Origin of the sequence: Mesorhizobium sp. M0998 (assembly GCF_040318885.1) — a bacterium.
In the GTDB taxonomy this organism is placed as follows: Bacteria; Pseudomonadota; Alphaproteobacteria; order Rhizobiales; family Rhizobiaceae; genus Mesorhizobium.
Genome location: NZ_JAMYND010000018.1, coordinates 118,603 through 135,465, shown reverse-complemented (window position 1 = coordinate 135,465; position 16,863 = coordinate 118,603). Strand labels below are relative to the sequence as shown.

The window sequence follows — 16,863 nt, the reverse complement described above, 5'->3', positions numbered from 1 at the left end:
CCGGCCGTTACCTCCCCGGCCGCCACCGGCCCGCAGGACCGTGGCTAACAGGAGATCACCGAGCGCGGCGGCGCCGGGCGCACGGCGCTTTCGGTCGAGCCGCGCGACGGACGGCTTTGCGTTTTCATGCCGCCGGTTGAAGCGCTGGAGGACTATCTCGAACTGGTCGCGGCGGCGGAGAACGCTGCCAAGGCGATCGGACTGCCTGTGCATATCGAGGGCTACGGCCCGCCGCACGATCCGCGCCTCAACGTCATCCGTGTCGCACCCGATCCCGGCGTCATCGAGGTCAACATCCACCCCGCCGCGAATTGGCAGGATTGCGTGGCGACGACCACGGCGATCTACGAAGAGGCGCGGCAGACGCGGCTTGGCGCCGACAAGTTCATGATCGACGGCCGCCACACCGGCACCGGCGGCGGCAACCATGTCGTCGTCGGCGGCGCAACGCCCAATGACAGTCCGTTCCTGCGCCGCCCCGACCTGTTGAAGAGCCTGGTGCTGCAATGGCAGCGGCATCCGTCGCTGTCCTACCTTTTCTCCGGCCTGTTCATCGGCCCCACCAGCCAGGCGCCGCGCTTCGATGAGGCGCGCCACGATACGCTCTACGAACTCGAAATCGCGATGGCGCAGGTGCCGCATCCGGACAAGGGCGCGGCACCCCTGCCGTGGCTGGTCGACCGGCTGTTCCGCAACCTTCTGACCGACGTGACCGGCAATACGCATAGATCGGAAATCTGCATCGACAAGTTGTTTTCGCCGGACGGGCCGACCGGCCGGCTCGGGCTGGTCGAATTCCGCGGCTTCGAGATGCCGCCCAACGCGCGCATGAGCCTGGCGCAGCAATTGCTGGTGCGCGCCATCATCGCCCGGGCCTGGAAGAACCCGCTCGACGGCCGCTTCGTGCGCTGGGGCACTTCGCTGCACGACCGTTTCATGCTGCCGCATTATGTCTGGGCGGATTTTCTCGATGTGCTGGACGACCTCAAGCTGAACGGCTTTGCATTCCGTCCGGAATGGTTCGATGCCCAGCTCGAATTCCGCTTCCCGTTCTGCGGCGAGGTCCAGCATGCCGGCGTCAAGCTGGAGCTCAGGCAGGCGCTCGAGCCGTGGCACGTGATGGGCGAGCAAGGCGCGATCGGCGGCACCGTGCGCTTTGTCGATTCCTCCGTCGAAAGGCTGCAGGTGAAGACCGAGGGGCTCAACCCGGAGCGTCACGCCGTCGTCTGCAACGGCCGCGTCGTGCCGATGAAGGTGACTGACAACCGCGAGATCGCGGTGGCCGGCGTGCGCTTCAAGGCCTGGCAGCCGGCGTCCGGCCTGCATCCGGCGCTGCCGGTCAACACCCCGCTGGTCTTCGACATCTATGACCGCTGGTCGGGCCGCGCAATCGGCGGCTGCGTCTACCATGTCGCACATCCCGGCGGGCGCAGCTATGACACCTTCCCGGTCAATGGCAACGAAGCGGAGGCGCGGCGGCTCGCTCGCTTCGAGCCGCGTGGCCATACGCCGTCCAGCTATGTGCTGCGCAACGAAGAAGCCTCTGAAGATTTCCCGATGACCCTTGACCTTCGGCGGCCGCAAAGACTCTGATCAGCCATGGCGAAGGGGAATCACAAAAGGCTGCGCAGCAAGCCGCAGACCCACAGTCTGCTGGAGCACTATCAGCCGATCGACGGCGTCGTCGACGAGATGGTCGATGCGTCGGGCAATCCGCGGCCGGCCTGGCGGCACTTCATCGAGGCGCTGGAGGACCTGGGGCCGGAAAAGCTTGCCCAGCGCTTCGCCCGCGCCGACCAGTACCTGCGCGACGCCGGCGTCTACTACCGCGTCTACGACAAGGCCGGCGCCAACGAGCGCGAATGGCCGCTGGCGCATGTGCCGCTGCTGATCGAGGAGCAGGAATGGGCTGGTATCAGCGCCGGCCTGGTCCAGCGCGCCGATCTGTTCGAGGAGACCATCGCCGACATTTACGGTCCGAACCGGCTGGTCGAGAAAGGCATTCTGCCGGCCGGATTGATCGCGGCCAGCCCCGAATATTTGCGGCCGGTCGTCGGCACCAGGCCGGCCAGCGGCCATTTCCTGCATTTCTGCGCCTTCGAGCTCGGTCGTGGCCCGGACGGCCGCTGGTGGGTGCTTGGCGACCGCACACAGGCGCCGTCGGGCGCCGGCTTTGCGCTGGAAAACCGCGTCGCCACCACAAGGGCGCTGTCCGACATCTACGGCGAAATGCATGTGCACCGCCTGGCCGGCTTCTTCCGTCGCTTCCGCGACGCGCTGATCGGCATGGCCAGGCAAGCCGGCGGCCGTGTCGCCATCCTGACGCCGGGACCGCTAAACGAAACCTATTACGAACATGCCTATATCGCCCGCTATCTCGGCATCATGCTGCTCGAGGGCGAGGACCTGACCGTCTCCGGCGGCAGGCTGATGGTGCGCACGGTTTCGGGGCTGATGCCGGTGAGCGTCTTGTGGCGGCGGCTCGACGCCGCCTTCGCCGATCCGCTTGAATTGCGGCCGGACTCGCAGATCGGCACGCCGGGGCTGGTCGAGGCGGTTCGGCAAGGGGCGGTTTCGGCCGTCAATGCACTGGGCTCCGGCCTGATGGAGACGCGCGCGCTGCTCGCCTTCCTGCCCAAGATTTCGCGCGCCCTGCGCAACGAGGAACTGCTGCTGCCGACGGTCGCGACATGGTGGTGCGGGCAGGAGACGGAGCGTGAACATGTGCTCGCCAATATCGATAGCATGGTGATCGGCCCGGCGCTGTCGACGCGGCTTGCCTTCGAGGACGACGGCTCGACCAAGCTCGGGTCAGCGCTGTCGGTCGAGGAACGGGCCGAACTGGTCGCCAGGATCGAACGGGACGGCGGCGACTTCGTCGGCCAGGAAGCGGTGACGCTGTCGACCACGCCTGTCTATGTCGGCGGCTGGCTGGAGCCGCGGCCGGCAAGCCTGCGCGTCTATCTGGCGCGGACGCCGGAAGGCTGGACGGTGATGCCGGGCGGTTTTGCCCGTGTCGGCTTTTCGCTCGACCCGACGGCCATTGCCATGCAGCGCGGCGGCCAGGCGGCGGATGTCTGGGTGGTCAGCGACAGGCCGGTCGAGCGCGAGACGCTGCTGCCGCAGGAGCACGACAGCTTCACCCGAACCCTGCCGGGCAGCCTGCCCAGCCGCGCGGCTGAGAACCTGACATGGCTCGGCCGCTATATCGAGCGGTCGGAAGACACGGTGCGCATCCTGCGCGCCTACCATGTGCGGCTGGCCGAGACATCCGATCCCGAGATGCCGCTGCTCGCCGATATCAGCGACTATCTCGCGCCGTTCGGCATCGACGTCGAGACGGCAATCCCATTGGGGCTCATCGGCACGCTGGACAGCGCCGTTTACAGCGCCGGGCAGATCCGCGACCGCTTCTCGCCCGATGGCTGGCTGGCATTGAAGGATCTATCGAAGACCATCCACCAATTTGCCGCGACAGTGGCGCCGGGCGACGACGCGACAAGGGCAATGACGGTCATCCTGCGCAAGCTGGCCGGGTTTTCCGGCCTGCTGCACGAGAATATGTACCGCTTTGCCGGCTGGCGTTTCCTGGAAATCGGCCGCAGGCTCGAACGCGGCATCCAGATCGCCCGCACGCTCGCCCGGCTGACCAGAGCCCAGGCGCCGGAAGGTGCGCTCGACATGATGCTGGAGATCGGCGACAGCGTCATGACCCACCGTCGGCAATATCCGGTGCAAGCGGGACGGCGCACGGTGGTCGACCTTCTGGCGCTCGATCCGCTCAACCCGCGCTCAATCCTTTTCCAGCTCGAACGGCTGAAGGCCGAAATCGCGCTGCTGCCCGCTGTCGGCGCTGAAGGCCATATGTCGCCGGCGGCCAAGGAAATCCTGCAGCTCAACACGTCGATCGCCATCAAGGAGCCCTCGGACATGACGGCCAACGCCCTCGGCGATCTCGCCAATGAAATCGGCGGGCTCTACAACAGCCTCGCCAAAGCCTATTTCGGGTAGAGACAGCATGCTCTACGACATCAGGCTTCACCTGCGTTACGACTATGATGCGGCGGCCGGCGGTGGCCGCCATCAGGTGCGCGTGCTGCCGCCGACCATCCCTGGCGTGCAACGCGTCATCGCCGCTTCACTGTCTTTTGTGCCGGCGCCCAGCGAACGTTCCGACTTTTCCGACTTTTTCGGCAACAGTGTCACCTCGATCGCCTTTCGTGACGCGCATGATGCGCTCGACATCAGGATGAGCGCGCGTGTGTCGGTATCGCGGCCCGAACCCGGGCTCGACGTATCGCCGGACATACGCCGGCTGAGGGAAGAACTCGGCGCAGTGCACTCGCTGGCGCCGGCTTCGCCGCATCACTTTCTGGCCGCCAGCGATCATGCCGGCATCGACGCGGCAATCACTGCCTATGCGAAAGGCAGTGCCGGCAGTTCGACAGTCGGCACGGCCATGGCTCTGTGCAACCGCATTCACCGCGATTTCACCTATGACGGCGAGGCGACCACCGTGCAGACGCGGGCCAGCGACGCCTTCGGCCTGAAGCGCGGCGTCTGCCAGGATTTTTCCCACATCATGATCGCCGGCCTGCGCGGCCTCGGTATTCCCGCGGGCTATGTCAGCGGGTTCCTGCGCACCATCCCGCCGCGCGGGAAGCCGCGGCTCGAAGGTGCCGACGCCATGCACGCCTGGGTCAAGGTGTGGTGCGGGCGCGATGCCGGCTGGCAGGAATTCGATCCGACCAATGGCATGCGGGCAAGCAACGACCATATCACGGTCGGCTACGGCCGCGATTACTCCGATGTGGCGCCGATCGTCGGCGTGCTGAAAACCACCGGCGGGCAGGTCGGGGAGCAAGCGGTCGACGTCATTCCGGTCGTGCTCGAAAAGGCGTGACGACGCACGTCTTCGTTGCACGGCGACGTCGATAGGCTGTTCTGGAACCAAGAGATCAAGAGGCGTTGGAACCCGCAGCCGGCAAGCGGCTTATCTACGGAAATTCCGTGGAGAGGACATGCTGGACAAATCCGGGTCGTCGTCTGGCCAATCGGCTGTGAGGAAAGCTGCACCAAAAAACGGGGTGCCGCAGAACGGAGCGCTGGAGAACGGCGCGCAAGCCTCGGCCGTTCGGGCCTCGCTCAACTATGTCACCGACACTGAACCCGGTATTCGCCGGCTGCGTTCGGGCAAGGGGTTCTCGTACAAAGGACCCGACGGGCGGACTGTCGACGGGGAGGCGCTGGCACGCATCAAGGCGCTCGCCATTCCACCGGCCTGGACCGATGTGTGGATCTCGCCGGATGCCGACGGTCACATCCAGGCGACCGGTCGGGACCAGCGCGGCCGCAAACAATACCGCTATCACCCGCACTGGGCGGAGGAGCGTGACGGCGTCAAATATTCGAGCCTGATCGCCTTCGCCGAAAGCCTGCCCGAACTGCGGCGGCAGATCGACGTCGATTTGCGCCGTCACGGCCTGCCGCTGGAACGCGTCGTGGCGGCTATCGTCTGGCTGCTCGACAACACGATGATCCGTGTCGGCAATGCCGCCTATGCCCGCGACAACAAGAGTTTTGGGCTGACCACGCTGCGCGACCGCCATGTCGACATCAAGGGCTCGAGCCTGCGTTTTGCCTTCATCGGTAAATCCGGCAAGGAATGGAGATTGAAGCTTGTCGATCGCCGGATTGCCAAGGTCGTGCGTGGAGCGCAGGACCTGCCGGGCCAAAAACTGTTCCAGTATCTCGACGAGGACGGAAACAGGCATCCGGTGCGCTCAGACGACGTCAACCGCTATATCAGGGAGAACGCCGGAGCGGAGTTCAGCTCCAAGCACTTCAGAACCTGGGGTGGCACCATCCATGCGGCGTCGCTGTTTGCGCAAACCGAACGTCCGGAAAGCCAGGCGCAGCAAAAGCGGGTGATGAACAATATCATCGACAAGGTTGCCGAGCGGCTCGGCAATACGCGCGCGGTTTGTCGCCAATGCTACATCCATCCGGAAGTGTTCCGCGCCTGGCCCGAAGGACGGCTGCTGGACGAAATGGCGGATGCCAACCAAGGCAAGCGCTCGATCGCCGGGCTCGACGACGAGGAGGCCTTGGTCTTGAGATGGCTGAAGGCGAGGGAATGACGCCGGGACCGGAGCGTATTTTTTTGTCGACGCCATGTCTGCATCGGCCCTAGTGTTTCGTCCTTTGAAAGAGAAAAGGACGACCCATGCTCTACGCGATCCTCTGCTATGCCTCCGAAGACGTCGTCTGCTCCTGGAGCAAGGAGCAGGACGACGCCGTCATGGAAAAACTTCTGGGTGTGCAGGAAAAATATGCCCAGGCGGGCCGGCTTGGCCCGGTGGCGCGGCTCTTGCCGACGACCGCGGCGACGACGCTGAGGAAGGTCAAGGGCGAATCGATCGTCATCGACGGCCCGTTTGCCGAAACCAAGGAACAGTTCCTCGGCTTTTACACGCTCGAATGCGCCGACCTCGATGAGGCCGTCGACTTCGCGCGCGAGCTTTCCGAGGTCAACCCGAGCGGCGGCTCCTACGAAATCCGGCCGGTCTCGCTGTTCAATCCCGCCAAGGTTTCCGCATGACCGAACTCGCCTGGATCAGCACGGCAATCAGCACCGCTCGCCCGCAGGCGATGGGGGCATTGCTGCGCTACTTCCGCGACCTCGACGCGGCGGAGGAAGCATTCCAGGACGCCTGCCTGAGGGCACTGAACAACTGGCCGAAAAACGGTCCGCCGCGCGATCCGGCAGCCTGGCTGATCTTCGTCGGCCGCAACAGCGGCATCGATGCGGTGCGCAAGCGCGCCAAGCAGGCGCCGCTGCCGGAGGAGGACCAGATCTCCGATCTAGAGGATGCCGAGAGCGACGTCGCCGAGCGGCTGGACGGGGCGCATTACCGCGACGATATTTTGCGGCTGCTGTTTATCTGCTGCCATCCCGACCTGCCGGCCACACAGCAGATCGCGGTGGCGTTGCGCATCGTCTCCGGCCTGACGGTCAAGCAGATCGCCCGCGCCTTCCTCGTCGGTGAAAGCGCAATGGAGCAGCGTATCACGCGCGCCAAGGCGCGTATCGCCGACGCCGGGGTGCCGTTCGAGACGCCGGGAGCGGTCGAGCGCTCCGAACGGCTCGCCGCCGTCGCCGCCATGGTCTACCTGATCTTCAACGAAGGCTATTCCAGCAACAGCGGCGAGGCTTCGGCGCGTGCGCCGCTTTGCGAAGAGGCGATCCGGCTGGCCCGGCTGCTGCTCAGGCTGTTCCAGACCGAGCCGGAGATCATGGGGCTGACGGCGCTATTGCTGCTGCAGCATGCACGCTCGCCGGCTCGCTTCGACGAGAACGGCGAGATCGTGCTGCTCGAAGACCAGGACCGCAGCCTGTGGAGCCGCAAGATGATCGATGAAGGCCTGGCGCTGGTCGATAAGGCGTTGCGCCATCGCAAGCCCGGTCCCTACCAGGTGCAAGCGGCGATCGCCGCACTGCATGCGCGGGCGGAAAAGCCCGAGGACACGGACTGGAACGAGATCGACCTGCTCTACGGCCTGCTCGAGCAGATGCAGCCGTCGCCGGTGGTGACGCTCAACCGCGCCGTCGCGGTCTCCAAGGTGCGTGGACCGGAAGCCGCACTCGCCATGATCGAGCCGCTGGAGGGAAGGCTTTCCGGCTATTTCCATTTCTTCGGCCTCAAGGGCGGACTGCTGATGCAGCTTGGCCGCGGCGAGGAGGCGCGCGTCGCTTTCGACCGCGCCATCGCGCTTGCCAACACGGCCGCCGAGGCAGCGCATATCCGCATGCATATCGACCGGCTGATGAAAGAAAGCGCCGTGCGGGAAACCGCCAAGACGGCACACTGATTCGCTCTATCTGGCTGGTTCAACAGTCGGACGCCGGCTTGGACCATGCCGGGGTGGCGATTTCTCCCTGAAACGCGTAATGCCACGCCATGACAGCGCCTGGTGTGCCGACCGGCAGGGAGCGGGTATGGCGCAAGGCTCGGACCGACGCCATATGAGCGACGGAATCTGAAAGGGATGAAAATGACGATTGCGAAGGAAACGGCCGGGCTTCTGGCGAAACTGGGCGTTGCCGAGCGCGCGCTTACGGGCGGCGATCTTATCGTGCGCAGCCCGGTGACCGGCGAGCAGATCGCCGCGCTGAAGACCATCTCGCCGGCCGATGCGGCAACGACCATCGACAATGCCCACAGAGCTTTCCTGGCGTGGCGGCAGGTGCCAGCTCCCAAGCGTGGCGAACTGGTGCGGCTGCTCGGCGAGGAATTGCGCACACACAAGGCCGAGCTTGGCCGGTTGGTATCGATCGAAGTCGGCAAGATCCCATCCGAAGGTCTTGGCGAAGTGCAGGAGATGATCGACATCTGCGATTTCGCCGTCGGTCTTTCCCGGCAATTGTACGGCCTGACCATCGCCACCGAGCGTCCCGGCCATCGCATGATGGAGACCTGGCATCCGCTCGGTGTCGTAGGCGTCATCTCGGCCTTCAACTTTCCGGTCGCGGTGTGGTCGTGGAACGCAGCACTTGCGCTGGTCTGCGGCGACGCGGTGGTGTGGAAGCCGTCGGAGAAGACACCGCTGACGGCGCTCGCCTGCGAAGCGATTTTTGCACGCGCGGTGAAACGTTTCGGTGCTGACGCGCCGCAGGGACTGGCGCCCGTGCTGATCGGCGATCGCGCCGTCGGCGAGATCCTGGTCGATCATCCCAGGGTGCCGCTGGTCTCGGCCACCGGCTCGACGCGCATGGGCAGGGATGTCGGCCCACGGCTGGCGAAGCGCTTTGCCCGTGCCGTGCTGGAGCTCGGCGGCAACAATGCCGGCATCGTCTGCCCGACGGCCGATCTGGACATGGCGCTCCGCGCAATCGCCTTCGGCGCCATGGGCACGGCCGGCCAGCGCTGCACGACGCTCAGGCGCCTGTTCGTGCATGAGAGCGTCTATGACCAGCTCGTTCCGCGCCTGAAGAAGGCTTATGAGAGCGTCTCGGTCGGCAATCCGCTGGAGACAAGTGCTCTGGTTGGCCCGCTGATCGACAAGGCTGCCTACGAGAATATGCAGAAGGCGCTGGAGGAGGCGGCTTCGCATGGCGGTAAGATAACCGGCGGAATGCGGGTCGAGAACGGTCACCCCGACGCCTACTATGTGCGTCCGGCGCTGGTCGAAATGCCGCGGCAGGTTTCGCCGGTGACGGAGGAAACCTTCGCGCCCATCCTCTATGTGATGAAATATTCGGACTTCGACACCGTGCTAGAAGAACACAATGCGGTGGGAGCGGGGCTGTCATCCTCGATCTTTACCCGCGACCTGCAGGAATCCGAGCGCTTTCTTAGCGTCGACGGATCGGACTGCGGTATCGCCAACGTCAATATAGGCACGTCAGGGGCCGAGATCGGCGGTGCCTTCGGTGGCGAGAAGGAAACCGGCGGCGGCCGCGAGAGCGGCTCCGATGCCTGGAAGGCCTATATGCGGCGCGCCACCAATACGGTGAATTATTCCAAGGCGCTGCCGCTTGCGCAGGGCGTGTCGTTCGACATCGATTGAAATGCCAGATCTCCGTCGCGGCGGCGCCAAGGCTGCCACGACGGCGGTCGGCTCGCGGTTCAGCTGGCTTGCGAAGTTACAACACAGTTGTCGAAGGCTGCATCGATGATGGCGAGCTTGATGGCCTGGGCGGTCATGTATTCCTGATAGAACTCGCTCGACACCCACATGACCGAGTGACCGCGCTGGCCCAGCCAGCCGATGCTGCCGAGTTCTTCGGCATCGCGCAATTTGCGTGACAGGTGGGTGCGGGAAAGCTTGAGCCAGTTCGCGAAATCTCCAATTGAGACGACACCGGTCGGGATTCGGTCCAGGTCGGCATGATCGGGGTCGACGCCGGACATCAGCCAATCCATGACGATGCCGCCATTGTCGAGCCAGGTGAACAAGGAAAAGGTCTGTCTCGGCTCCCGCACGGCATGCGACGAAAGCAGGCCGTCGGCCACCAGCGGCTGCAGTTTGGCGAGCATGTCCGGTTGTGCGACGAATGCAGCCAGTCGAAATCCGCTGTCCAGGCTGTCCAGGCTGTCCAGGCTGTCCAGCGTTCTGAGATGAGCCATGACCCAGCCGGCAACCGTCTCCAGAGTGCCCGCGGTCGGCTCAAAGGGGCGGATGCGCCCACATTTGATCGGCAGATGCCGGATGAAGCCGTAATGCAGCATCTCCTTCAGGAAGGCGTCGGCGGTGTTGCGGCTGGCCACCGAATGCCGGCAGATGTCGTCCATGAACCGTGCGGACGTAAGTCCCTTGCGATGATCGTCCGGCTCTCGATTGAAATACAAGGCAAGACCGATATGGGCCATCAGCCAACGTTGTTGGGTGGCGAATACGGAGGCCAGCCGCGGGTTCGCTTCATAGGTCTGGAGAAGCGTCCGCGACTGAGCCTGGACATGGCGACGCAGCGCCGGATGGCGGGCAATGTCTTCAGAAACCAGCGCCATCCCCGCCGAGCCCAACCAAATTTGCAACTGGAAATACGATCACAATTTCAGCCTTCGCGGGTCGTGTCCAGAGCCGGCGCATCAGGATACGAGCCGAATCCCGCCGGCTGGTAGCTGAATTCCGCCACTTGATCGCCGAGGCTGATCTCGCGAGGCGCTGATCTCCCTGCAGAAGGCTAGCCCGCTCGAACCCGCCAATGATGGCCTCGCCCCGTCCAGCCCGTGCTCCCGCCGATGGCGACGCGGAACCAACACAAGCTTTGCTCGTTGAAGAACGCTGATTTGGACTGAGACTGTGAGGAACTACAAAATGGAGAATGGCCTTTTCGCCACGCCGCCTGCACCGTTACGGAAAACAGAGTCGGTTTGGCTACGGGCGCTCAAATGGCTGTTGCGCCGGGTGCGCAGCGCCTCCGACAGCTCCGGAACCATGTTGAAGCCAATCCTTTCCGGACCTGAGGATGATAGCGGGCCTACTCCGCCTCGACGCGCTTGAGGCTGATTGCACTGCGATCCTGACGCCAAAATAACCGGTCGCATGTCTTTTCATCACTGCCGCGACGGCGACAGCCATGACCGCTTCGAAGGCCTGCGACGGCGATGTGTTCGCCTGATGCAGCGGCGGGAGCGGCAGTGCCGCGTAACGGCGGGAACCATCGGGCGTGCTTGGCTATTAGATACAGGCGGCTGCTGGTCTGCCGGGCCAGGAGCCATAGCTATGATCATTAATCCCCCACCGGAAAGCGCCATCCCGGCATCCGTTCCGTCGGTCGATCCAAAAGCCGCCCCGACGCCTCGCAATGCCGAAGCGGAGGTCTTTTATATCGAGGCGATCCGCGAGCTTGTCACGACCGGCATCCCCTTTCTCGTCGCCGGCACCTATGCCGTAAGCGCCTATACCGGGATCACCCGCCTGACCAAGGATCTCGATATTTTCTGCAAGGCCGGCGACTGCCCGCGCATCCTCGCCCATTTCAAGCGGATCGGTTACGCCGTCGTGGTCGAGGACGACCGGTGGCTCGGCAAAGTGTTCAAGGGCACGCATTTTTTCGACGTCATTTTCGCCTCGATGAACGGCACAATGCCCGTCGACGACCTGTGGCTGGAGCACGCCCGTCAGGGCGAATTGCTGGGCAGCCAGGTGCGGATCATCGGCCCAACCGAGCTTATCTGGTCCAAAAGCTTCATCCAGGACCGCCGCCGCCACGATGGCGCCGACGTCGCGCACACCATCCTCAAGGCGCACGACCAGATCGATTGGCAAAGGCTGCTTTCCTACATGGAAGTCCATTGGGAAGTCTTGCTGATGCATCTCTTGAACTTCCGATGGATCTATCCGACGGAGCGAGACCGTGTGCCGGCGTGGCTGCTCGACGAATTGCTCGACCGGCTGGCCAAACAGCGCGAACTGCCGCCTTCCCGGATGCGGATCTGCCGCGGGCGCATGCTTTCACGAACCGACTATGAGATCGACGTCAAGGAATGGGGCTTTGCCGACGTCGGCGGTGAAGGAGAATATAGCGATGGCTGACGAACTCAAACCTGCTTCGGCAAAGGCGGAAAACGGCGGCACACTCAAGATCGCCGCCATTGGCGATCTGCATGTCGGCAAGGAGGACCAGGCGTCGTACCGCGATCTTTTCGGCGAGATGTCGCGCGAAGCCCAGGTTCTCGTGCTGACCGGCGACCTTACCAATCTCGGCAAGCCTCGGGAGGCCGAAATCCTTGCCGAGGAACTGCGTGCCTGCACGATCCCGGTCGTCGCCGTACTTGGCAACCACGACTATGAGTCAGGCGCCGTCGAGCAGGTCACCGACATTCTGCGCCAGGCGGGCGTTCATCTGCTCGATGGCGAGGCGACGGAGATTCACGAGGTCGGGTTCGTCGGGGTCAAGGGTTTCGTTGGCGGTTTTGGATCGCGCATGCTCGGCTCCTTCGGCGAACCGGCCATCAAGTCGATGGTGGCGGAAAGCGTGAACGAAGCGATGCGGCTTGAAAACGCGATGCGGCAGGTCCGCGCCAAACGCACGCTTGTCGTTCTGCACTACGCGCCTGTCGTCGAGACGGTCGAAGGCGAGCCGCTGGAGATCTTCCCATTTCTCGGTTCGTCACGCCTGGCCGAAACAATAGACCGGTTCCAGGTCAGTGCGGTGGTGCATGGTCATGCGCATCGCGGCGCCTACGAGGGCCGTACGCCGGGCGGGGCGTCGGTCTATAACGTTGCCATGCATGTCGCCAAGCCGACGGGCCGCCCCTACGCCATGCTCGAAATCTGACAGGCAGCGCCACTGGCGCAAGCAATCGCCCGTGCACGCTGCAGAACGATCATGGCACTTGCCGGGTAACAGCCATCCGCTTCGGTGGAATGTCGTTTTCATCCGGGTTGGGAACGGGATCTTCGTCGGGGAGCCTGTCGGGGTCCGGCTCACGCACGGGCTTGGGATCGGGGATGGGAGGCGGTGGCACCGGGGTCGGTGTTGGCTCGGGTGTGGGAATAGTGGCCATCGTAATCATCTCCTCTTGGCGCAGAACAACGCAACGGGTCGGCTGGTTCCCGGCTTGCCCGTTTTTGGAACTACACCGTCGCGCCTGCGGGTCAGCCCATCTCCGGATTCGGCTGGCTGCCGCCTGACTTGCTTGACCGCAGCAGCAGCGCCAGCGGAACGAGCAGGGCGGTTGCCACCGCGCAGTAGCGGAAGACATCGACATAGGCGAGCAGCGTGGCCTGGCGAGCGATCAACTGACCAAGCCAGGCGATCGCCTGCTGCTTCGCCTCGACCATTGGCGAACCCTGGGCGACGAAATGCTCGGTCGCCTGCCGAAGCGCCTGCTGATAGGCGGGCGACGACTGCACGGTGTGGCCGACCAGATTCGATTGATGGATCTGGGAGCTTTGCGCAATGACGGTGTTGGACAGCGAGACGCCGATGCTGCCGCCGATATTGCGTGCAACGTTGATCAGCGCAGATGCCTGGTTGGTCTTCTGCGGGGGCAGGCCGACATAGGCCGCGGTCGAGATGGGAATGAACAGGAACGGCAGCCCGACCATCAGGAAAACACGGGCAAAGGCAAAGAAGCGGAAGCTGGCGTCCGGAGTAAGCGAGGTCATATGCCAAAGGGCCACTGCGACCACCGACATGCCCATCATGATCAGATATTTGGGCTGCACGATGCTGCCTACAAATCCGGACACCGGCATCAAGATCAACATGGCGATGCCGCCCGGCATCATCGAAAGGCCCGAGAGCGTCGCGGTGTAGGCAAATGTCGTCTGCTGCAGCTGAGGCACGATCTGGGTGGTGCTGAACAGGATAGCACCGACCGCCATCATGACCAGGAACGCCGTGCCGAACTGGCGCGTGAATAATAGGCGCATGTCGACGACCGGATCGCTGCGACTGAGTTCCCATGGGATAAGCAGCAGGAACGCGATCGCGGAAATCACTGCGAAAGTGGTGATGAAATCCGAGGCGAACCAATCGTAGCGCTGGCCCCGGTCGAGAAAAATCTCCAGGCACCCCAATGCCGTCGCTACCAGGACGAACCCGATCCCGTCGATCTTCAGGCCGCCTTTCAGCCGTTCCTTGCGTTCGCGTTCGAGTACGTCCGGTTCGACCAACAGCCATTGCACCAGGGCCAGCGACAGGATGCCGAACGGCACGTTGATGAAGAAGATCCAGTGCCAGGAGAAATGGTCGGTCAGCCAGCCGCCGATCGTCGGCCCGACCGTCGGTGCCACGATGACGGCAATGCCGTAAAGCGCGAAGGCCTGCGAGCGCTTTTCTGGCGGAAAGGTATCGGCAAGGATCGATTGCTCGCTTGGCGCCATGCCGCCGCCGCCGAGTCCCTGAAGGACCCTGAACAGGATGAGCAGTTCCAGGTTGGGCGCCAGTCCGCACAGCAGCGACGCGACGGTAAAGGTCGCAACGCAGAGCATGTAGTAGCGCTTGCGGCCGATGACGCTTGCCAGCCAGCCGCTGACCGGGATGATCACCGAGTTGGCAACGAGATAGGTGGTAATCACCCAGGTGCTTTCGTCCATTCCGGCCGCCAGGCTGCCGGCGATGTTGCGCAGGGCGACATTGGCGATCGAGGTGTCGAGCACCAGCATGAAAGTGGCGATGGAGACGACGACGGCGATAAGCCAGGGATTGTGCGTCCCGGCGGCGGATCGGCTTTCACCCTGATTTCTGGCGGTTTCGCCGCTCATCGCACCTTGACCGTCGGCACCACCGACAGGCCTGGCCCGAGAAGCACATCCGGCGGCTTGTCGAAGACGATCTTGACCGGCACGCGCTGCACCACCTTGACGTAATTGCCGGTGGCATTTTCGGCCGGCAGGAGGCTGAAGGCGGTGCCGCTGCCGGCCTGAATACTGTCGACGCGACCATGGAAGGACTTGTCCGGGTAGGCGTCGATGTCGATGTCGACCGGCTGTCCCTGCCGCATCAGATCGAGCTGCGTCTCCTTGAAATTGGCCTTCACCCAGACCTCGTCGGGAACGAACATCATCAATACCTGGCCAGGTTGGGCGTAGGTGCCGTTAGCCGCAGAAATGCTCGTTGCCCGCCCGGCTGCGGGTGCTGTGATAGTCGTGCGTGACAGCGTCGTGCGGGCTTGCTCCTGGCTGGCCTTGGCCTGCTCGAGCTGCGCCTCGGCACTCCTGGCCTGTGCCTGCAAGACCGAAACCTGGCTTTTTGCCGAGGCGACATTGGCCTCGGCGCTGTCCAGCGCAGCCTGGTCCTGACGCAACGTCGATGCCGCCTGCTGCGCCTGCTGCTGCGTTGCCGTGCCCCTGGCCAGGAGTTCGCGATTGCGTTGATCCTCGGCCTTGGCGAAATCCAGCGCTGCCTTGGCCTGTGCAACCTGCCTCTGGGCAGCGTTTACCTTTGCTTTTTGAGCCTCGATCTGCGCGGCGACATTGACGATTTCGGCCTCGGCCGCGGCGACGCCGGCGTCGGCCTGCTTCAGGTTTGCCTGATAGTCGCTGTCGTCGATACGCAGGAGGACATCGCCCGCCTGTACGTGCTGATTGTCGGTAACCGCCAGCTCGGTAATGCGGCCGGCTATTTGCGCACCGATCGTCACTATGCGCGCATCTATGAAGGCGTCGTCGGTCGATTCGTACTGGCGAGCGTTCAGCCACCAGATCGCGATGCCTGCCACGACGAGCAACAGCGCAAGCGCGATGGCTGCGGCCGCATAGGGATGGCGCCTGAGAAAGCCGAGCAGACCGGCCTTTCGTTGCGAGGCATTCCCGTCGGGTTTTTCCTGCCGGGGCTCTGCCGATCGCTCACGAGATTCTCGAACCGGGGCCGGTTGCTCCCGGGTTTCATTTACAGGCTCGACGTCTTGCTCGACGCGTTGAGGCTTCGTGTCCAACGGAATTGCTTTCAAGATTGATATTGCAGCCGCCGAAGCGGACGCAAAGCCAAACGGCAAGCTTCCGCAAAAGTTCCTGTCCGGAAACGGGTTCGGTTAACGGGTCGACATCGAACACAGGCGGGGGCGCGTCGGAATTCGAGCGCCGCTTCACCGGGCAGGTGATCCGTACGCCTCATGTTGCGGCGGTCCGGCCTTGTCAGCGCTCCATGGCGCGATAATTGCTCATATAGGCGTGGGCGAATTCACCTGTCGACAGGAGCCGACCATGAAACATCAAACACTCGACCAACTGCAGGCCGTCGCGGAAGTTGAGTCCTTCGCGGCGTATCCGGCGATGACTCGAACCCAGCGGATTGAACGTTGGGCGGAACTTCTCGAACAAAACCCGACGCGATGCCTTGGGGCGCTTCCAGGCACCGAATATATGAACAGGGAAGCGCGCGACAGATCGCGTGGCGCTGGGACGCCGCTCACTGTCGCCTTCGAGGATCCGGTTCTGCGTGCCATGGGCCTCAGCGATGATACCTATGGTGAGGCAAAGCGCTTCTTCGAACTGAGCGACCGGCAGTTGCACCAAATCGTCTGCCATTGCCATGTCGGCGCTACGATGCAAGCGAGATGGGCCGCTGCCAGGGTGCGCGGGATAGTTCGCGGCAACAGATTTGTTGCCTGGATGAAGGGCTTGATCGTGCATTGAGGCGGTACGAGGAACGGCGGAACACGCGTTCTTTCCGCGCCGTGGAGAGCGCTTCCGAACTTGGAAGGGCTCGTGCGCCGTCGGGCCGCGCAGATTGTGAAACTCCTCGACGCTTGGCTGCGCCTTGTCGCGGCCATGCGTCCGTCTTTGATGTGAGAATTTGAGCTGGCCCGCCACAGGTGAGAGCCTTCGTCTGACCGGTGGTCGAGCGCCGTCCAGGCCTGCCTGCGCGGCTACTAACGACGAATGATCCTGCGATCGGGGAAGATC

At 63.7% G+C, this 16,863-nt stretch carries 12 protein-coding genes and 1 pseudogene; 10 read left to right on the top strand and 3 right to left on the bottom strand.

Features of this window, described 5'->3' with window-relative positions; translation table 11 throughout:
- From NKH59_RS18830 to amaB, 7 genes and pseudogenes are all read left to right on the top strand, one after another.
- Positions 1 to 1,593, top strand: a pseudogene (locus NKH59_RS18830) (transglutaminase family protein); the annotation flags it as partial.
- Positions 1,594 to 1,599: 6 nt separating this feature from the next.
- The gene (locus NKH59_RS18825; RefSeq protein WP_352539323.1) at positions 1,600 to 4,011 is read left to right on the top strand and encodes a circularly permuted type 2 ATP-grasp protein; all 2,412 of its coding nucleotides are present in this window, start codon (positions 1,600 to 1,602) and stop codon (positions 4,009 to 4,011) included.
- Between the two features lie 7 nt (positions 4,012 to 4,018).
- Positions 4,019 to 4,903 (top strand): transglutaminase family protein, encoded by an 885-nt coding sequence (locus NKH59_RS18820; protein WP_352448166.1) that lies wholly within the window; start codon positions 4,019 to 4,021, stop codon positions 4,901 to 4,903.
- Between the two features lie 118 nt (positions 4,904 to 5,021).
- Positions 5,022 to 6,140, top strand: coding sequence for a DNA topoisomerase IB (locus tag NKH59_RS18815; RefSeq protein ID WP_352469574.1), 1,119 nt, complete (start codon positions 5,022 to 5,024; stop codon positions 6,138 to 6,140).
- A gap of 86 nt (positions 6,141 to 6,226) precedes the next feature.
- Complete coding sequence (locus tag NKH59_RS18810; RefSeq protein ID WP_254817007.1) at positions 6,227 to 6,601, top strand: YciI family protein; 375 nt, start codon at positions 6,227 to 6,229, stop codon at positions 6,599 to 6,601.
- Positions 6,598 to 7,872, top strand: coding sequence for an RNA polymerase sigma factor (locus NKH59_RS18805; RefSeq protein WP_352448164.1), 1,275 nt, complete (start codon positions 6,598 to 6,600; stop codon positions 7,870 to 7,872). The genes NKH59_RS18810 and NKH59_RS18805 overlap by 4 nt, the downstream gene beginning before the upstream one ends.
- A gap of 183 nt (positions 7,873 to 8,055) precedes the next feature.
- The gene (gene amaB, locus NKH59_RS18800) at positions 8,056 to 9,570 is read left to right on the top strand and encodes an L-piperidine-6-carboxylate dehydrogenase (RefSeq protein ID WP_352501921.1); all 1,515 of its coding nucleotides are present in this window, start codon (positions 8,056 to 8,058) and stop codon (positions 9,568 to 9,570) included.
- A gap of 59 nt (positions 9,571 to 9,629) precedes the next feature.
- On the opposite strand, the gene NKH59_RS18795 is transcribed toward amaB, so the two are convergent.
- On the bottom strand, positions 9,630 to 10,511 hold the full coding sequence (locus tag NKH59_RS18795; RefSeq protein WP_353022691.1) for a hypothetical protein: 882 nt from the start codon (positions 10,509 to 10,511) through the stop codon (positions 9,630 to 9,632).
- Between the two features lie 718 nt (positions 10,512 to 11,229).
- Here NKH59_RS18795 and NKH59_RS18790 point away from each other — a divergent pair.
- Positions 11,230 to 12,042, top strand: coding sequence for a nucleotidyltransferase family protein (locus NKH59_RS18790; RefSeq protein ID WP_352539322.1), 813 nt, complete (start codon positions 11,230 to 11,232; stop codon positions 12,040 to 12,042).
- Complete coding sequence (locus NKH59_RS18785) at positions 12,035 to 12,787, top strand: metallophosphoesterase family protein (protein WP_352469581.1); 753 nt, start codon at positions 12,035 to 12,037, stop codon at positions 12,785 to 12,787. The genes NKH59_RS18790 and NKH59_RS18785 overlap by 8 nt, the downstream gene beginning before the upstream one ends.
- Before the next feature lie 320 nt (positions 12,788 to 13,107).
- On the opposite strand, the gene NKH59_RS18780 is transcribed toward NKH59_RS18785, so the two are convergent.
- Both NKH59_RS18780 and NKH59_RS18775 read right to left on the bottom strand, forming a co-directional pair.
- Positions 13,108 to 14,721 carry a DHA2 family efflux MFS transporter permease subunit gene (locus NKH59_RS18780; protein ID WP_352539321.1) on the bottom strand — a complete coding sequence of 538 codons (1,614 nt, stop codon included), beginning with the start codon at positions 14,719 to 14,721 and terminating at the stop codon, positions 13,108 to 13,110.
- Complete coding sequence (locus NKH59_RS18775; RefSeq protein ID WP_352539320.1) at positions 14,718 to 15,893, bottom strand: HlyD family secretion protein; 1,176 nt, start codon at positions 15,891 to 15,893, stop codon at positions 14,718 to 14,720. The genes NKH59_RS18780 and NKH59_RS18775 overlap by 4 nt, the downstream gene beginning before the upstream one ends.
- A 268-nt stretch (positions 15,894 to 16,161) precedes the next feature.
- On the opposite strand from NKH59_RS18775, the gene NKH59_RS18770 reads away from it, so the two are divergent.
- Positions 16,162 to 16,593 carry a hypothetical protein gene (locus tag NKH59_RS18770; RefSeq protein ID WP_023675469.1) on the top strand — a complete coding sequence of 144 codons (432 nt, stop codon included), beginning with the start codon at positions 16,162 to 16,164 and terminating at the stop codon, positions 16,591 to 16,593.
- Positions 16,594 to 16,863: the final 270 nt, after the last annotated feature.